This is a genomic window from Pseudomonas sp. DC1.2 (assembly GCF_034351645.1).
In the GTDB taxonomy this organism is placed as follows: Bacteria; Pseudomonadota; Gammaproteobacteria; order Pseudomonadales; family Pseudomonadaceae; genus Aquipseudomonas.
On record NZ_CP133782.1, the window covers coordinates 2795144 to 2810169 of the forward strand.

11 protein-coding genes and 2 pseudogenes are annotated in these 15026 nt (G+C 57.0%); 11 read left to right on the forward strand and 2 right to left on the reverse strand.

Features of this window, described 5'->3' with window-relative positions:
* Window positions 1-3 precede the first annotated feature (3 nt).
* Window positions 4-1404 (forward strand): PLP-dependent aminotransferase family protein, encoded by a 1401-nt coding sequence (locus RHM68_RS12700; protein WP_322223487.1) that lies wholly within the window; start codon window positions 4-6, stop codon window positions 1402-1404.
* A gap of 110 nt (window positions 1405-1514) precedes the next feature.
* A complete protein-coding gene (pgm, locus tag RHM68_RS12705; protein WP_322223489.1) occupies window positions 1515-3161 on the forward strand; it encodes a phosphoglucomutase (alpha-D-glucose-1,6-bisphosphate-dependent) in 1647 nt (548 codons plus the stop codon).
* Between the two features lie 98 nt (window positions 3162-3259).
* Here pgm and RHM68_RS12710 read toward each other — a convergent pair whose 3' ends face one another.
* Window positions 3260-3955, reverse strand: a complete 696-nt coding sequence (locus tag RHM68_RS12710) for a pirin family protein (RefSeq protein ID WP_322223491.1) — start codon at window positions 3953-3955, stop codon at window positions 3260-3262.
* Between the two features lie 278 nt (window positions 3956-4233).
* On the opposite strand from RHM68_RS12710, the gene RHM68_RS12715 reads away from it, so the two are divergent.
* Complete coding sequence (locus RHM68_RS12715) at window positions 4234-6705, forward strand: UvrD-helicase domain-containing protein (protein ID WP_322223493.1); 2472 nt, start codon at window positions 4234-4236, stop codon at window positions 6703-6705.
* Window positions 6706-6788: 83 nt separating this feature from the next.
* On the opposite strand, the gene RHM68_RS12720 is transcribed toward RHM68_RS12715, so the two are convergent.
* Window positions 6789-7064, reverse strand: a complete 276-nt coding sequence (locus RHM68_RS12720) for a DUF1652 domain-containing protein (RefSeq protein ID WP_322223494.1) — start codon at window positions 7062-7064, stop codon at window positions 6789-6791.
* 273 nt (window positions 7065-7337) lie between these two features.
* Here RHM68_RS12720 and RHM68_RS12725 point away from each other — a divergent pair.
* The 8 genes and pseudogenes from RHM68_RS12725 to RHM68_RS12760 form a co-directional block, all read left to right on the forward strand.
* Window positions 7338-8030 (forward strand): annotated as a pseudogene (locus tag RHM68_RS12725) (nuclear transport factor 2 family protein); the annotation flags it as partial.
* Window positions 7979-8880, forward strand: a pseudogene (locus RHM68_RS12730) (NAD(P)/FAD-dependent oxidoreductase). The pseudogenes RHM68_RS12725 and RHM68_RS12730, both read left to right, overlap by 52 nt.
* Window positions 8846-9196: a hypothetical protein gene (locus RHM68_RS12735; protein ID WP_322223496.1), complete on the forward strand. Its 351-nt coding sequence runs from the start codon at window positions 8846-8848 to the stop codon at window positions 9194-9196. Before RHM68_RS12730 ends, RHM68_RS12735 begins: the two are co-directional and overlap by 35 nt.
* Before the next feature lie 20 nt (window positions 9197-9216).
* Window positions 9217-9387, forward strand: coding sequence for a hypothetical protein (locus RHM68_RS12740; protein WP_322223498.1), 171 nt, complete (start codon window positions 9217-9219; stop codon window positions 9385-9387).
* Between the two features lie 332 nt (window positions 9388-9719).
* The gene (locus tag RHM68_RS12745; RefSeq protein WP_322223500.1) at window positions 9720-11174 is read left to right on the forward strand and encodes a serralysin family metalloprotease; all 1455 of its coding nucleotides are present in this window, start codon (window positions 9720-9722) and stop codon (window positions 11172-11174) included.
* Window positions 11175-11271: 97 nt separating this feature from the next.
* The gene (locus tag RHM68_RS12750) at window positions 11272-11694 is read left to right on the forward strand and encodes an AprI/Inh family metalloprotease inhibitor (RefSeq protein WP_322223503.1); all 423 of its coding nucleotides are present in this window, start codon (window positions 11272-11274) and stop codon (window positions 11692-11694) included.
* A 208-nt stretch (window positions 11695-11902) separates the two neighbouring features.
* Entirely contained in the window at window positions 11903-13678 is a 1776-nt protein-coding gene (locus RHM68_RS12755) for a type I secretion system permease/ATPase (RefSeq protein WP_322223505.1), read from the forward strand.
* Window positions 13675-15024 carry an HlyD family type I secretion periplasmic adaptor subunit gene (locus tag RHM68_RS12760; protein WP_322223507.1) on the forward strand — a complete coding sequence of 450 codons (1350 nt, stop codon included), beginning with the start codon at window positions 13675-13677 and terminating at the stop codon, window positions 15022-15024. The genes RHM68_RS12755 and RHM68_RS12760 overlap by 4 nt, the downstream gene beginning before the upstream one ends.
* Window positions 15025-15026 lie beyond the last annotated feature (2 nt).

Consider the following 15026-nt stretch of genomic DNA (forward strand, 5'->3'; position numbering starts at 1 on the left):
CCCATGAAAGGGCCGAGGGACACCGACTTCGCTTACCAAGCGGTTTACCGTTACCTGACCAGCCTGATTAATGAACCGGGCAGCGGCATACAAATCCGTTTGCCATCGTTGCGACAGCTGGCAGGACGTTTAAACGTATCGATCTCGACCATTCAATATGCGTATTCATTGTTGGAGAAGGAAGGGCGCGTCTACTCAGTCGCCAAGTCCGGCTATTACGCACTCCCTGTACCTGTGATTGGCCCGCTTACCGACGGTAATGATTTGCTCGAAACTGTGTATGTCAACGCCAGACGTCCCGGCATGCTCGTATTAAGTGCCGATGAGCCTGCCTTGTTGCAACCTCTGGACAGCCCGCTATTGATGTTAGAGCGCGAGCTGCTGCGCCAGTATCCACGCCAGCCGCAACCGCTTTCACAGCCCTGTGGCGAATTGGAACTGCGCACTGCCTTGGCCGCGCGCTATACCTCTTCGCCGGCGCGTTGCTGGCATGCCGATGAGGTCTATATCGGCGCCGATTTGCGCGGTGTACTGGAAATATTGATTGCCGTCCTGTGCCTTAAAGACGCCACGGTGGTCGTCGAATCGCCCTGTGACTGGACGATATTGCGACTATTGAAAGAGGCCGATGTAAACGTCATCGAGCTGTCACTGCAAGCCAACGGTGCATTCGACCTTGAACAACTCAAGGAGCTGCTGGAGACCAAGCCGGTGCGGTTGGTCATGCTGTCATCCGGGCTGAACATGCCACGCGGCAGTCAGACTCCTCCAGGCAACAGGCAATCGGTCGCGCGCCTGTTGGAGCGTCATGACAGCTGGGTGCTGGAAAATGACTGTGACGGCGAACTCGTTTTTGAGCCTGGCGGGCTCAAGTTTCGCGACCTGCTGCCCCCCGAACGCTTGATCGTATTTTCGACTTTCGAGAAGTTCATCGGGCCTGAGGCGCCCTACGGTTATGTGTTGTCGCGGCGACTGGGCGCCGAATTGCAACGATACTTTCTACTGCGCTCGTTCCGTCTGTCGCCGATCCGCCAGAAAGCCATTGCTCGTCTTTACAGCAACGGGCGCATCGACCAGCACCTCCATGTGCTGCGGCGGTTGCTCAAGGAGCGCAAGGTGCAAATGACCCAGCTATTAAATGAGCGCCTCGGTGACGCGCTGCAGTTAGTCGAGCCACAGGGAGGTGCGACGATCTGGGTGCAGTCGTTGCGTCAGGTCAACGTTCGCCGGGTGTTCCAGCGGCTACTCAAACATCAGGTCGTGATCGCGCCTGGCGAACTGTTCAGCCTGCAAGGCCTATACGGACAGCACCTGCGCCTGAGTCATACGTTCAGCGGCGACCATGACCTCGGCGTCGCAATGGGTTTGCTGGGAGATGCTTTGCGTCTTGAGTCGGTTGACTGAGCCCCGCCGCAAAACATCCTCGATGTCTCGGATCGTTACCGTCGCACTGTGGTCGAAGTGTCAGTAAACTGCGCTTCTATTCCTGAACCACTCTATTACAGAGGTTTTGCATGACACTCAGTCCTTTTGCGGGCAAACCGGCACCGGCAGAACTGTTGGTCGACATCCCGCGACTGGTAACGGCTTACTACACTGGCCAGCCGGACGCCGCGATCTCTACTCAGCGCGTCGCCTTTGGCACGTCCGGACACCGAGGCAGCTCGTTCGACTTGAGTTTCAACGAATGGCATGTTCTGGCCATCAGCCAGGCCATCTGTCTGTACCGGGAAGCCCAGGGCATCGATGGTCCACTGTTCGTTGGCATCGACACCCACGCGCTCTCCACGCCGGCAGGTGCCAGCGCCCTTGAAGTGCTGGCAGCGAACGGCGTTACCGTGATGATTGCCGAAGGCGACGAGTACACGCCGACCCCCGCCATCTCTCACGCGATTCTTTGCTACAACCGTGGACGTACTTCGGGCCTGGCAGACGGCATTGTCATTACACCGTCGCACAATCCGCCGCAAAGCGGTGGTTACAAATACAACCCTACCAACGGTGGCCCAGCAGATACCCACATCACCAAATGGATCGAAGCCAAGGCCAACGAGTTACTGAGCAACAAGCTGGCCGGCGTCAAGCGCATCAGCTATGAGCAGGCCCTAAAGGCCAGTACGACCCATCGTCACGATTACCTCAACACCTATGTCGCCGACCTGGTTAACGTGATCGACTTCGACGCGATCCGCGATGCCAAATTGCATTTGGGCGTCGATCCGCTGGGCGGAGCAGGGGTTCGTTACTGGTCGGCAATCGCTGAGCACTACCGTCTGGATCTGGAAGTAGTCAACACCCAGGTTGATCCGACATTCCGCTTCATGACAGTGGACTGGGATGGGCAGATTCGCATGGACCCATCGTCCACTTACGCGATGCAAGGTCTGATTGGTCTGAAAGATCGTTTCGACGTGGCGTTCGGCTGCGACCCGGATCACGACCGTCATGGCATCGTAACGCCGTCCGGTGGCCTGCTGGCGCCGAATAACTACCTTGCTGTGACCATCGATTACTTGTTCCAGAATCGCCCACTTTGGCGTGCCGATGCGGCCGTAGGTAAAACCGTTGTCAGCAGCGGTCTGATTGATCGCGTGGCCAAGCGACTGGGGCGCCGCTTGTACGAAGTGCCGGTCGGCTTCAAATGGTTCGCGGAAGGCTTGTTCGACGGCTCTTTGGGTTTTGGCGGCGAAGAAAGTGCTGGGGCTTCGTTCCTGCGCAAGGATGGTGGCGTCTGGAGCACCGACAAAGACGGCTTGATACCGGCGCTGTTGGCGGCCGAGATGACCGCTCGCACCGGTAGAGACCCAAGCCAAGCCTACCGTGCCTTGACCGATGAACTGGGCGAACCGTTCTCAGTGCGCGTCGATGCCAAGGCCAACCCGGCCCAAAAAGCGTTGCTGAGCAAACTGTCGCCCGACCAGGTGACATCGACCCAGCTGGCCGGAGAAGCGATTCACAACATCCTCAGCCATGCGCCGGGCAACGACCAAGCCATCGGTGGCTTGAAGGTCATGACCGAAAACGGCTGGTTCGCGGCGCGTCCATCAGGCACCGAAGACATCTACAAAATCTACGCGGAAAGCTTTGTCAGTGACGAACACCTCAGGCAACTGGTGGCTGAAGCCCAGACACTCGTGGATGGCGCAATCGCTGCGAAGTGACTAAAGACCTGTAGCGAGGAAGCATGCTTGCTCGCCACAATGTTAAAAAAAGGGGCGGCCACATTGGCCGCCCCTTTTTTCGCCAGCGATTGACCCTGTCAGGCCAGATCGACCAAAACGACTTCACTGTCTTCAATCGCTGTCACTTGCAGCACCTGCTCATCTGCGATCGCGACACCGTCTCGAGCTTGTGCTCGCAAGCCATTGACTTCAATGACACCGGTAGCCGGAACCAGGTAGGCCCGACGCCCGCTGTCGAGGCGATATTCAGCCGACTCACCGGCTTTAAGATTCGCCGCCACCAAGCGTGCATCCGCTCGAATTCGCAGACTTTGGTCGTCACCGGCCTTACCGCTGGCGAGTGTCACGAAACCTTCGCGCTGGCCTTTGGGGAACGGCTTGGCGCCCCATGAAGGCGCCGCGCCGGCCTCATTCGGGATGATCCAGATCTGAAAAATGCGGGTCTCGGTCGACTCCAGGTTGTACTCGCTGTGAGCGATACCGGTGCCGGCACTCATGACCTGGACATCCCCGGCTTCGGTACGCCCCTTGTTGCCGAGGTTGTCTTCGTGAGTAATTGCACCTTCGCGGACGTAAGTGATGATTTCCATATCCCGATGCGGGTGTTTCGGGAAGCCGGTACCCGCGGCAATAACGTCATCATTCCATACGCGCAAGTTGCCCCAGTTCATGCGTTGAGGGTCGTGATACTCGGCGAACGAAAAGTGGTGGTGAGCATCCAACCAGCCATGATGGGCGCCGCCCAGGGAGTTGAAAGGTCTGAGTTCAAGCATGATCGTCTCCTTTAAAGGTTCGTCACGGGCAGGACGCCTATGCCACAACACGCTACCGGTGGTTGATGGCGAGCATCATCCATCAGGTAACAATCGATAAAAAGCGTAAAAAATGCCTTAAATCAATCTAAAAATATGATGATAAATACACTCGAAACATTCTCATCCAGCTTTCACTTCACCGTATAAGCCAATGACCTGTAAGCATTTAGCTAGAACTGCGTGGCAAATGCAGACACCATAGCCCTCATCCGTCTCTCACCCTGGAGTCAGTCAGCGTGGCGCAACACACCCCCGATCTTCCCCCTGAACTTCGTCCTTTGGCGGACATGCCGCTGCTCAAGCGTCTGGCCGCCCGATTTTTTGGTCATGGCTTGACCCGGTTGCGCGCGCAGCACCGCGCGTCGTGGTTGCACGGCCAGGCCGATGGCTTTCGCAGCGGCCACAGCGCAGGGGTGGAATATGGCTTCAAGGAAGGCAAACTTGAGGGGCTGGAAGAAGGTCGTCAGGTGTTGCTGATCCGCGACACGCGCTCCAATGAGCATCGGCCGCCGGGCATTGACGAAAAGCTGTTTGACGACTGGCGCCTGCCACTGACTGCCGACCTCAAAAAGGGCATGAAAACCGATGTCGCCCGATTGCTACCGCCACACGCTCAGCCTAGTACCGCACAGTGGAAGATGATTTTCAGCGATACGCCTTCGACTTCGGTCATTGCCGGGGCAGGCGCCGGCAAATCGACCACGCTGGTGTTGCGCATTCTGCTGCTGGCTCACTACCTGGGATTTGAACTCGACGCCATGACCGTGGTGACCTTCACCCGCGAGTCGCGCAAAGATTTCATTAATAAGCTGATCGAGCTGTTTGCCCTGTGGGGGCGAGCACTCAGCCTGAAAGAGGCGCGAGACCTTGTCCGCACGTTCCATTCGCGCATTTTGCCGATGGTTCGCAGCTTGCCAGGGTTTGAGCGACTACAAGCGTTCGAGAATCTCAGCCACCGCACGCAAGGTGAAGAGGAGGTGGACAGCAATCCTTTTGACCTGCGGATCAACGATGCTCAACGCCAGCAACTTAACGCCTGCTATCACCGCCTGTTCACTGAGGATGAGCGTTTTCGTGAGCTGATCCAGCCCTTGTCCCGTCACGCCTTGCAACTTCGGGAGCTTGAGCGCGATCACCCCGACGTACAGAAGCGCATGGCCGTGACCGAACTCGCAGCCAAACGTGATGAAGAGCTCTGCGACACCCTTGAAGACATGTGGTTTCGTGCCGGCGCCTGGCCGATCAAGGGCATTGAGCCCAGCCGACAGTCGTTCGAAATCAACGGTTCGACCTTTCATGCTCATGGCTTTATTCCTGCTCTGGACGCTTGGGTGGTACTGGGCTTTGACCCAAGGGAAAACTCGCAGGTCAGTCGTCCAAATGCGAAGCTGTCGGTTCGCGCCGAGTGGGCGGTAAAGCGCACACTGTTTCAAGCTTTTTGCCGTAAGCCATTGATATGGTTGGATAGTTACGAGTCATCTAAACGTGTCCTTGCGTCGTTGGCCGGGGATGCCAGCGCTGGGCCGGGGTTCGATTACAAGGTCAAGGGTGAGTTGAGCTCTGCACCTTTGCTGGACTGCTTTGTCGTCGCGGCAGGGTTTATCGAGAACCTCGGGCTTGATGTGCCAGGCGCAGTCAGCCAAATGAGCTTTGCCAAGGATGATCCGGACCGTTTTTTCTTCGAGGCATTGAGCCTGTTTTGGAGAGCATTCGAAGACCATCTGCTCGATCAGAAGCCGCCGGTGATGACCTACAACCGGATGTTCGCCTTGTTCAGTGAGCGCTCGCCGGAAAACCTCAAGTTGCTCAGCAACGAGATACTGCGACCCATGTCGCACTTGATGATCGATGAATTTCAGGACGTATCGCCGCAGATCGTGTCTTGGATTCGTGCCAGCCTGAGCGAAATCCGCAGTCGTGGTCCGACCCTGCATGCAGGGCGCGGGGCGCAACGTTCGTCCTTGCTCTGTGTGGGCGATGACTGGCAGTCAATCTACGGTTGGCGGGGCAGTTCGCCAACGTACTTCATGGAATTCAACAAGGAGTTCCCGTCGCCGAGCACCACGCGCGTGATGCTCAGCGATAACTACCGCAGCCATCAGCACATCATTGATGCGGCTGAACATATTGTCCGTGCCGCACCGGCAATTCCAGGCAAGAAGGCCAAGGCCAGTGGTGAGCCCAAGACGCTGTTGCCGGTGAATGTGCTGGATCGTGACGATCAGAGCATGGCGCTGCGGTTGATTGAGCACTATAAAAAGGGCGATTCGGTCTTAATGCTTTATCGAAAAAGTAGCGATAAGTTATTGATAGAAGAGCATATTCGTTCTGTAGTTAATGTTGATTCTAGTTTGTCGCACGACTCTCGACGCCTCAAGCAATTGACCTACCACAGCGCCAAGGGCCTTCAGGCAGACGCAGTCTTCTTGCTCGGCGACTGCCAACATCTCACGAGTTCGCCTTTTAAGAACCAGGTCTACCGAATGGCCGGGCTCGGTAAGACAGGTGACAGTGAGCCTTACGACAGCGCCCAGAAAGACGAAATCCTTCGGCTAGCCTACGTCGGCATTACGCGGGCGGTGAGTCATTGCTATTGGTATATCGATGGTCAGGACACCCAGGCCGTGAACCTGCCCAAGGCTTCTGACCGTATTGGTCAGGGCAAAGCATTTTTTGCCGATCACCGTCAGCGTCATAAACGGCTGTAATCAAGGGGCGCGAGCGACTGGGCCCGAATAGACACGCATAAAGAAGCCCACATCAGGTGGGCTGCTTGTTATCTGCTGGGCTGTTAGGCATAGCTTCTGAGTGCCAACGGAGGAACGAACGCTTCCAGTTCATCTTCCACGGCTTCAATTATTCGTTCTACATCGGCAGCATTCATAACCGTCATGCAGGGGATACCTGCAATGGCGATCATGGTTACGCCTGTGCCTCGATCAAAAAGGCGAACAATCATGCTGCCTGGCGCATCCATGCTCGCTTCGAAACCCATGGGATGAAAATGCCAACGCATCAACTGGCAGGCGTTTGGAAAGGTGACTTTACTGAATGAACCTTTGTTCATGTGTTGCCCGCCTTAGTCATCGAGCGCTTCCTTTAGCTCACGTGAGGAGGGAAGAGCCTTCAATGGCTCAACCAGTTATTGCCTTTAAAAGTAGCACCGTGATGTGAAAGCCATGTGGCTTTTTTCAGTCCGTTTGGCGATTGCTCGAGGTTTTTTGATGTAGATCACGCTTCGAGTGATTTTTGCCAAAACGCCACTATTGCGAGGCGATTCACTGGCCATTGAAGCCGAAGTAAAACTTCGGCAAGCTGGGGGTTTTTCGCCGAGCGCCTTATGCACGTCGATGATGATGGTCCGCCTCAAACCGCCGTTACGGGCGAGACAGTCATGCGCTACCACCTGTGCTGGAAACACCGGGATTTGGAGGGCTTCATGGCGCTCTATCACCCGGATATCCAGTACAACGATTTTTTCCAGAACCGCCTTATGCCGCTGGATGAGCTGCGCGACTATGTGCGTGTCAGCACGCCGCGCAACCCTGGCGAGGCGCTGGAGCATTCTGACCGCATTCGGCTGGATGGCAACACGGCGTTCATTCAGTACCAACTGACCTTGCGTGGCGGCGAGGGCTTGGTGTCTTTTCGCGCCAGCGAAGCCATTACTGTGCGTGACGGGCTGATCTGGCGTGTCAATTAGTACATCTCTCTGGTGCGCGAACAGGCCCCCGGCAAGGTTCCCTGGATCCTGCGTCCAGCGGTCAGCCGCTTAGGGTTATCACCGCGCCAGTTGAGCTTCATGGCCGAAGACCTGCAACAGTATTTCAAGCGTCAGCAACCTTATCTGGACCCCGAACTGGACCTGCAACAAGTGGCAAAGGAGTGCGGCTACAGCCGTAATCAGATTTCTTATTTGTTGAATCAGGTACTGGGCCAAAGCTTTTACCGATACGGGCGCCGGGCCTGGAGATTGCAATCATCGAGGCGCAAACCGCCGGGTTTGGTGCCTCGGGCCGCAATGGCGGCTGGCTGATGGGCAACCTGCTGGGTGAGGATCGCTTGCTTGCCCATTCGCTTGCCGAAGCGCGGCGCGCGTCGTTTGATTTACTACATGGCATTCCCGATGAAGTTGAGATCGTCATCGAACGCGAGGGTATCGACTGCGATTACCGCAAGTCGGCGTGCTGTATTGCGCCGCGCGTTACCCGGAGCAGGAAACCAGCTTGCGGCACTATCTGGACGCGCTCTACCGCCAGGGCCTGCCCGAAAGTGATTACCGCTGGCTCAGCCCAGAGCAGTTGGGTCAACAGATCAGAATTGCCAAACCTTATGGTGGTATCTATGCACCGCATGTTGCGACCATTCACCCGGCAAAGTTGGTTCGAGGACTGGCGCAAACGGTCGCGCACATGGGCGTCAATATTTATGAAAATAGCCCGGGTACTCACTGGCAGTCGGGCAGCCTGCGCACAGCCAAGGCCCACGCTCGCAGTCACTGGATTGTGCCTGCGGTAGAGGGTTATGCCGTTTCGCTGCCGCCGCTGGGCCGCTATCAGCTGCCGGTGCAGAGTTTACTGGTCGCCAGGGAGTCGCTGTCCGCCGCAACCTGGGACGAAATTGGCCTGAGCCGTGGTCAGGCCTTTAGCGAAGCGAGCCGCCAAGTCACCTACGGCCAGCGCACGGCCGATAATCGCCTGGTGTTCGGGCGATCAGTTTGCCGGCAAGTTGCGTCATGCGTTCGACTTGACGGCCCGCGAAGTGGGGCTGCGTCGGTATCTGTTCAGCGAACTTTCCCCTCAGCTCAAACCTGTCCGAATTACCCACGTCTGGGGCGGCAATCTGGACATGTCCCGGCGCTTCAAACCGCACATGTTCTGTGATCGGGCCAACGGCGTCGCCTTGTCCGGCGGTTATGGCGGGGAGGGCGTCGGTGCCAGCAATCTCGGCGGGCGAACCTTGGCCGATCTGATCCTGGAGCGTGATACCGAGTTGCTGCGCCAACCTTGGGTAATCGCGCAGGGCGGGTTCGAGACGCTGAGAGCATTGGAACGTGAACCCTGCCGCTGGCTCGGCTATAACGCAATCATTCGCAGCTTTGTCCACGAGGATAAGACCTTGGCCAATCCCACCACTGCACCCTGGCGGCGCAAGCTGGCCAGTGGTATGGCGGGATTCATGGAAGGTTTCATGCAGTAAACGGCGTTTTGATCTTTTGCTTGCCTGCCAATAACAACGGCACCAAGGTCTATCCGAACCCGAAGATGATGGCAAGGTTGTCAGACTTGGAAGCGATGCCGCTGATTATTGAACGTATGGGCGCGTGCATCTGCAACGAAAAATTCGTACCGGCAGTTGAACCGATCAATGCTTACCGGCCGTTAGCTTAGTTGATGTCATTACACTGGCACCTATATTAGCGCATCCAAAAATATGAGAAGCCCTCAACAAAAAACAACTTACGGTTATTTAATATTTAAATAGCTAATTGTCGGACAATCAGGCCGCCCCCTCGTTATTGAAACAATATTTATACAGCGCACGCCATGTTTCCGGGCACTTGCTGGAACAGTACAATTTGACCTGAAAAAAATAGTAGACGTTTGATTTCAAATTGTGTCAGGTTTCTTACGCCTTCATTGGGCGAGTGATAGGACGATCTCGCCAGAGATTGTCGCTATCTGACAAAAACTGTTCCATTGCTTAACAAGGAAGTGTGTTTATGTCGAAAGTAAAAGACAACGCTATTGATGCCGCCGAACAGGCGTTCCTGGCACCGCAATCGCTGGCCGCACCCAGCTCTGCGTTCAACCAGATCGATAGCTTCAGTCATCAGTACGACCGTGGCGGCAATCTTACGGTCAATGGCAAACCGTCCTTCTCGGTGGATCAAGCCGCGACTCAACTGCTGCGTGATGGTGCTTCCTGGCACGACCTCAACGGCAGCGGCAAGATCGAACTGACCTACACCTTTCTGACTTCTCAGACCTCGAACTTCAGCGGCCTGGGCGTCACCGGTTTCAGTCAGTTCAGCGCCTTGCAAAAAACTCAGGCCGTGCTCGCCATGCAATCGTGGGCGGATGTGGCCAATGTCACCTTTGCCGAAGCGGCCAAGGGTGGCGACGGTCACATGACCTTTGGTAACTACAGCGGCGGCCAGGAAGGCGCGGCGGCGTTTGCTTTTCTGCCAGGGACCGAGCCAGGCTACGACGGCCAATCCTGGTACTTGACCGGTAGCGGCTACAACGTTAACAAGACGCCTGGCGTGAATAATTACGGTCGCCAGACCCTGACTCACGAAATCGGCCACACCTTGGGCCTGTCTCACCCTGGCGACTACAACGCCGGCGAAGGCAGCCCGACTTACAACGACGCGTCCTACGGCCAAGACACCCGTGGCTACAGCCTCATGAGCTACTGGAGTGAAAGCAATACCAGCCAGAACTTCAGCAAGGGCGGCGTCGAAGCGTATTCGTCGGGCCCACTGATGGACGATATTGCGGCGATCCAGAAGCTCTACGGCGCCAACATGGACACCCGTACTGGAGACACCACCTACGGCTTCAACTCCAATGCGGGTCGTGACTTCCTGAGCGCGACGTCATCGAGCGACAAGCTGGTGTTCTCGGTTTGGGATGCGGGTGGCAAGGACACTTTCGATTTCTCTGGCTTTACCCAGAACCAGAAGATCAACCTCAATGAAGCCTCGTTCTCAGACGTTGGCGGCATGGTGGGTAACGTGTCCATCGCCAAGGGCGTCACAATCGAAAACGCCATCGGCGGTTCGGGCAATGACCTCTTGATCGGTAACAGTGCGGCCAACGAACTGAAGGGCGGTGCCGGTAACGACATCCTCTACGGCGCGGGTGGGGCGGACAAGCTGTGGGGCGGTGCAGGTTCGGACACCTTCGTGTTCGCCGCCAGCAGCGACTCCAAGCCAGGTGCAGCCGATCAGATCATGGACTTTGTCAGTGGTCTGGACAAAATCGACTTGACCGGCATTACCAAAGGCGCGGGCCTGCACTTCGTGAATTCGTTTACCGGTGCGGCGGGCGATGCGGTGTTGACCTCCTCGGGTGGCAACAGCCTGTTGTCGGTGGACTTCTCCGGACACGGCGTGGCTGATTTCCTGGTCAGCACCGTTGGCCAGGCAGCTACCACGGACATCGTGGCCTGATCCACGGCAGCCAAGGAGAGCGGCGCCGATGCGCCGCTCTCTGGCCTTGCATCGCTGCCTGCTGTGAGTAAGGCTACGCGTTGGAGTAAAACCGCCTATGACCCATAACGTTTTGATCTATAAAGCAACCGCGTGGCTGTTGGCGACGCTGATGATGTTTCTTGGAGATGTAACCATGGCAAGCAGCCTGAGATTAGCCGACCCGTCAGAATTGGCAGGGACATGGCACGCGACCTTGAGCGCCCCGGAAGACTCGTCCGAGTCGCTTTCGCAGCAAGACAAACCCTCCAACGTTTGCGTTATTGAACTGGATAAAAAGCAAACGCTTGGCAATGGTGCGCAGTGCCTTAGTGCCTGGTTGAGCGACACCGCCATCGGCTGGTTCCCGGAGCCCGATGGCATTGCGATCACCGGCAAGGAAGGTTCCAGGATTGTATTTTTTAGTCGGCAACGTGCCGGTCTTTATCAAAGCACGTTGAAGTCAGGGCTGATCATTACGTTAACGCGCACCGCGTCTTGAACGGACGGTGTCAGACCAACGCACGTCGTTGAATATAACGCGCGCCCTCGCAGTTATAAGTGGCAGATGAATAACTGGCTTTGTTGTCCATAGAGAAGTTGTTATTCATTTGTAACGTACAACTGAGAGTAAATGTCTCGGCCCGTGGGCGGGCAGTTAATTAAAACCTCGCCAACGCAGAGCGGGGGTCTTACTTCAGGAAGAATCAATGAAGATGGCGAAGGTCTCAGGGACCGCACCGTTATTCAAGGCGTTGGGCGACTATAAAAGCACCCTGATCAGCGTGGGTTGTTTTACAGCACTGATCAACGTATTGATGCTGGTGCCGTCGATTTACATGCTCCAGGTTTATGACCGAGTACTTTCGTCGCAAAACCAAACCACACTCGCCATGTTGTCGTTGATGGTGGTCGGTTTCTTTGTATTTATCGGTTTGCTGGAAATCGTCCGCAGTTTCATCGTTATCCGTATTGGTAGCCAATTGGAGCGACGCTTTAACCTGCGGGTCTATCAGGCCGCATTTGAACGCAATCTGTTCAAGGGCGAGGGCAACGCCGGCCAGTCACTCGGCGATTTGACCCATATTCGCCAGTTCGTTACTGGCCCGGCACTGTTCGCGTTCTTTGATGCACCCTGGTTCCCGGTGTATCTATTTGTGATCTTCCTGTTCAACGTCTGGCTGGGGGTATTGGCCACGGCCGGCGCGGTGCTGCTGATTGGCCTGGCGTGTCTCAACGAATTCATGACTAAAAAGCCGCTGGGAGAAGCGGCGGGCTATTCCCAGAAGTCCAGCCAACTGGCCACCAGCCACTTGCATAACGCCGAAACCATTCAGGCCATGGGCATGCTCGGCGCCTTGCGCAAACGTTGGTTTGAGGTTCACTCGCGCTTTCTCGGTTTGCAGAACCAAGCCAGTGACACCGGCGCCGTCATCAGTTCGTTAAGCAAAACCTTGCGCCTGTGCCTGCAATCGCTGGTGCTGGGACTCGGTGCCTTGCTGGTGATCAAGGGCGACATGACCGCCGGGATGATGATTGCTGGCTCGATCCTGATGGGCCGTGTCCTGAGCCCTATCGATCAACTGATTGCGGTCTGGAAACAATGGAGCGGCGCGAAACTCGCTTACCGTCGTCTCGACGCGTTGCTGCAAGCCTATCCACCCAGCGACGCTGCGATGGAGCTGCCGGCGCCCAAGGGGCAGATCAGCTTTGAACAAGTCAGTGCAGGCCCTCCGGGGCAACGCGCGGCGACTTTGCACCAGGTCAACTTCAGCCTGGGGGCCGGGGAAGTGCTGGGCGTGCTCGGGGCTTCCGGGTCCGGCAAATCGACGCTGGCCAGGGTGTTGGTCGGTGTCTGGCCGACACTGGGCGGTACGGTGCGACTCGACGGTGCGGACATCCACCGCTGGAACCGCGACGACCTGGGCCCTTACATCGGCTACTTGCCCCAGGACATCGAATTGTTCAGCGGTAGCATCGCGCAAAACATCGCCCGCTTCCGGGACGCCGATTCGCAAAAAGTAGTGGAAGCGGCGCAACACGCCGGGGTCCATGAGCTGATCCTGCGTATGCCGCAGGGCTACGACACGGTGCTCGGTGAAGACGGCAGCGGCTTGTCCGGTGGTCAGAAGCAACGCGTCGCCCTGGCCCGTGCCCTTTACGGCAACCCGAGCCTGGTAGTGCTGGATGAACCGAACTCCAACCTTGACACCGTCGGCGAAGCGGCGTTGGCCAGCGCGATCGTTCACATGAAGGCTCGGGGCACCACTGTGATTCTGGTTACTCATCGGTCCTCGGCACTCGCTCAGGCAGACAAATTGCTGGTGCTCAATGATGGACGTTTACAGGCCTTCGGCCACAGCCAGGACGTGCTTAAAGCGTTATCCGGCGCTCAGGAACACACACGAGAAAAACCTGCGCAAGCACCGGGTGGGCTCAGCATGAGCCGCCAGTATCAGCCCACGACAAGGAATTCGGGTGTATGAGCAGCGCACGCATGAAGGCTGAAAACGAAGCCACGCTGGAACACGATTACATCGCCGAGCGTCCTGAACGCGACGCCCGTTTTTTTGCCCGGATGGGCTGGGTACTTGCCATCGTTGGGGCCGGCAGTTTTTTCACCTGGGCCAGCCTCGCGCCGCTTGATCAGGGTATTCCGGTGCAAGGCACGGTCGTGGTGTCGGGTAAACGCAAGGCTGTGCAATCGATGAGCAATGGCGTGGTCAGTCAGATTCTGGTGCGTGAGGGGCAGATGGTGAAGCAAGGCCAGCCGCTGTTCCAACTCGACCAGACCCAGGCTGCCGCCGATGTCGATTCGTTGCAAGCGCAGTACCGCATGGCGTGGGCCAGTGTCGCCCGATGGCAGAGCGAACGCGACAACCTCAAACAAGTGAATTTCCCCGCCGAGCTGAGCAACGAGGCGGACGCGCGGCTGTCGCTGGTGCTTGAAGGTCAGCGTCAATTGTTTAGCAGCCGCCGCGAAGCGTATTCCCGGGAGCAGGGCGCCCTGCGCGCCAACATCGAAGGGGCCAGCGCGCAACTGGCCGGCATGCGCCGCGCGCGCACGGACTTGAGCGCCCAAGCCAGCTCTCTGCAACAGCAATTGAGCAACCTTCAGCCCCTGGCCGACAGCGGCTACATCCCACGTAATCGGCTCATGGAATACCAGCGTCAGCTGTCGCAGATACAACAGCAACTGGCCGAGAATGCCGGGGAAAGCGGTCGGGTTGAGCAGGGCATCCTCGAATCCAGACTCAAGCTGCAACAGCACATCGAGGAATACCAGAAAGAAGTCAGGAGCCAACTCGGCGACGCACAACTTAAAAGTGTGACCCTGAAGGAACAGCTGACTTCCGCCGGCTTCGATCTGCAACACCGCGAGATCATCGCCACCGCCGACGGTATCGCCGTCAACCTTGGGGTTCACACTGAAGGCGCCGTTGTCCGCCAGGGCGAAACCTTGCTGGAAATTGTGCCTCAGGGCACCCGGCTTGAGGTGGAGGGTCACCTGCCGGTTAACCTGATCGACAAAGTCGGCGCCCATCTGCCGGTGGACATCCTCTTTACCGCGTTCAACCAAAGCCGCACGCCAAGGGTCCCAGGGGAGGTCAGCCTGATCTCGGCGGACCAAATGGTCGACGAGAAAACCGGTGCGCCTTACTACGTGCTGCGCAGCAGCGTCAGTGATAAGGCCATGGAAAAGCTCAACGGCCTGGTAATCAAGCCGGGCATGCCGGCGGAAATGTTCGTGCGCACCGGCGAGCGTTCACTCCTCAACTATTTGTTCAAACCGCTGCTCGACCGGGCAGGCTCCGCGTTGACCGAGGAATAAGG

Coding starts and splice junctions, on each gene's coding strand:
- RHM68_RS12745 (WP_322223500.1), top strand. CDS start 9,720: ATGTCGAAAGTAAAAGACAACGCTATTGATGCCGCCGAACAGGCGTTC.
- RHM68_RS12755 (WP_322223505.1), top strand. CDS start 11,903: ATGAAGATGGCGAAGGTCTCAGGGACCGCACCGTTATTCAAGGCGTTG.
- RHM68_RS12710 (WP_322223491.1), bottom strand. CDS start 3,955: ATGCTTGAACTCAGACCTTTCAACTCCCTGGGCGGCGCCCATCATGGC.
- RHM68_RS12735 (WP_322223496.1), top strand. CDS start 8,846: ATGTCCCGGCGCTTCAAACCGCACATGTTCTGTGATCGGGCCAACGGC.
- RHM68_RS12700 (WP_322223487.1), top strand. CDS start 4: ATGAAAGGGCCGAGGGACACCGACTTCGCTTACCAAGCGGTTTACCGT.
- RHM68_RS12760 (WP_322223507.1), top strand. CDS start 13,675: ATGAGCAGCGCACGCATGAAGGCTGAAAACGAAGCCACGCTGGAACAC.
- RHM68_RS12750 (WP_322223503.1), top strand. CDS start 11,272: ATGACCCATAACGTTTTGATCTATAAAGCAACCGCGTGGCTGTTGGCG.
- RHM68_RS12720 (WP_322223494.1), bottom strand. CDS start 7,064: ATGAACAAAGGTTCATTCAGTAAAGTCACCTTTCCAAACGCCTGCCAG.
- pgm (WP_322223489.1), top strand. CDS start 1,515: ATGACACTCAGTCCTTTTGCGGGCAAACCGGCACCGGCAGAACTGTTG.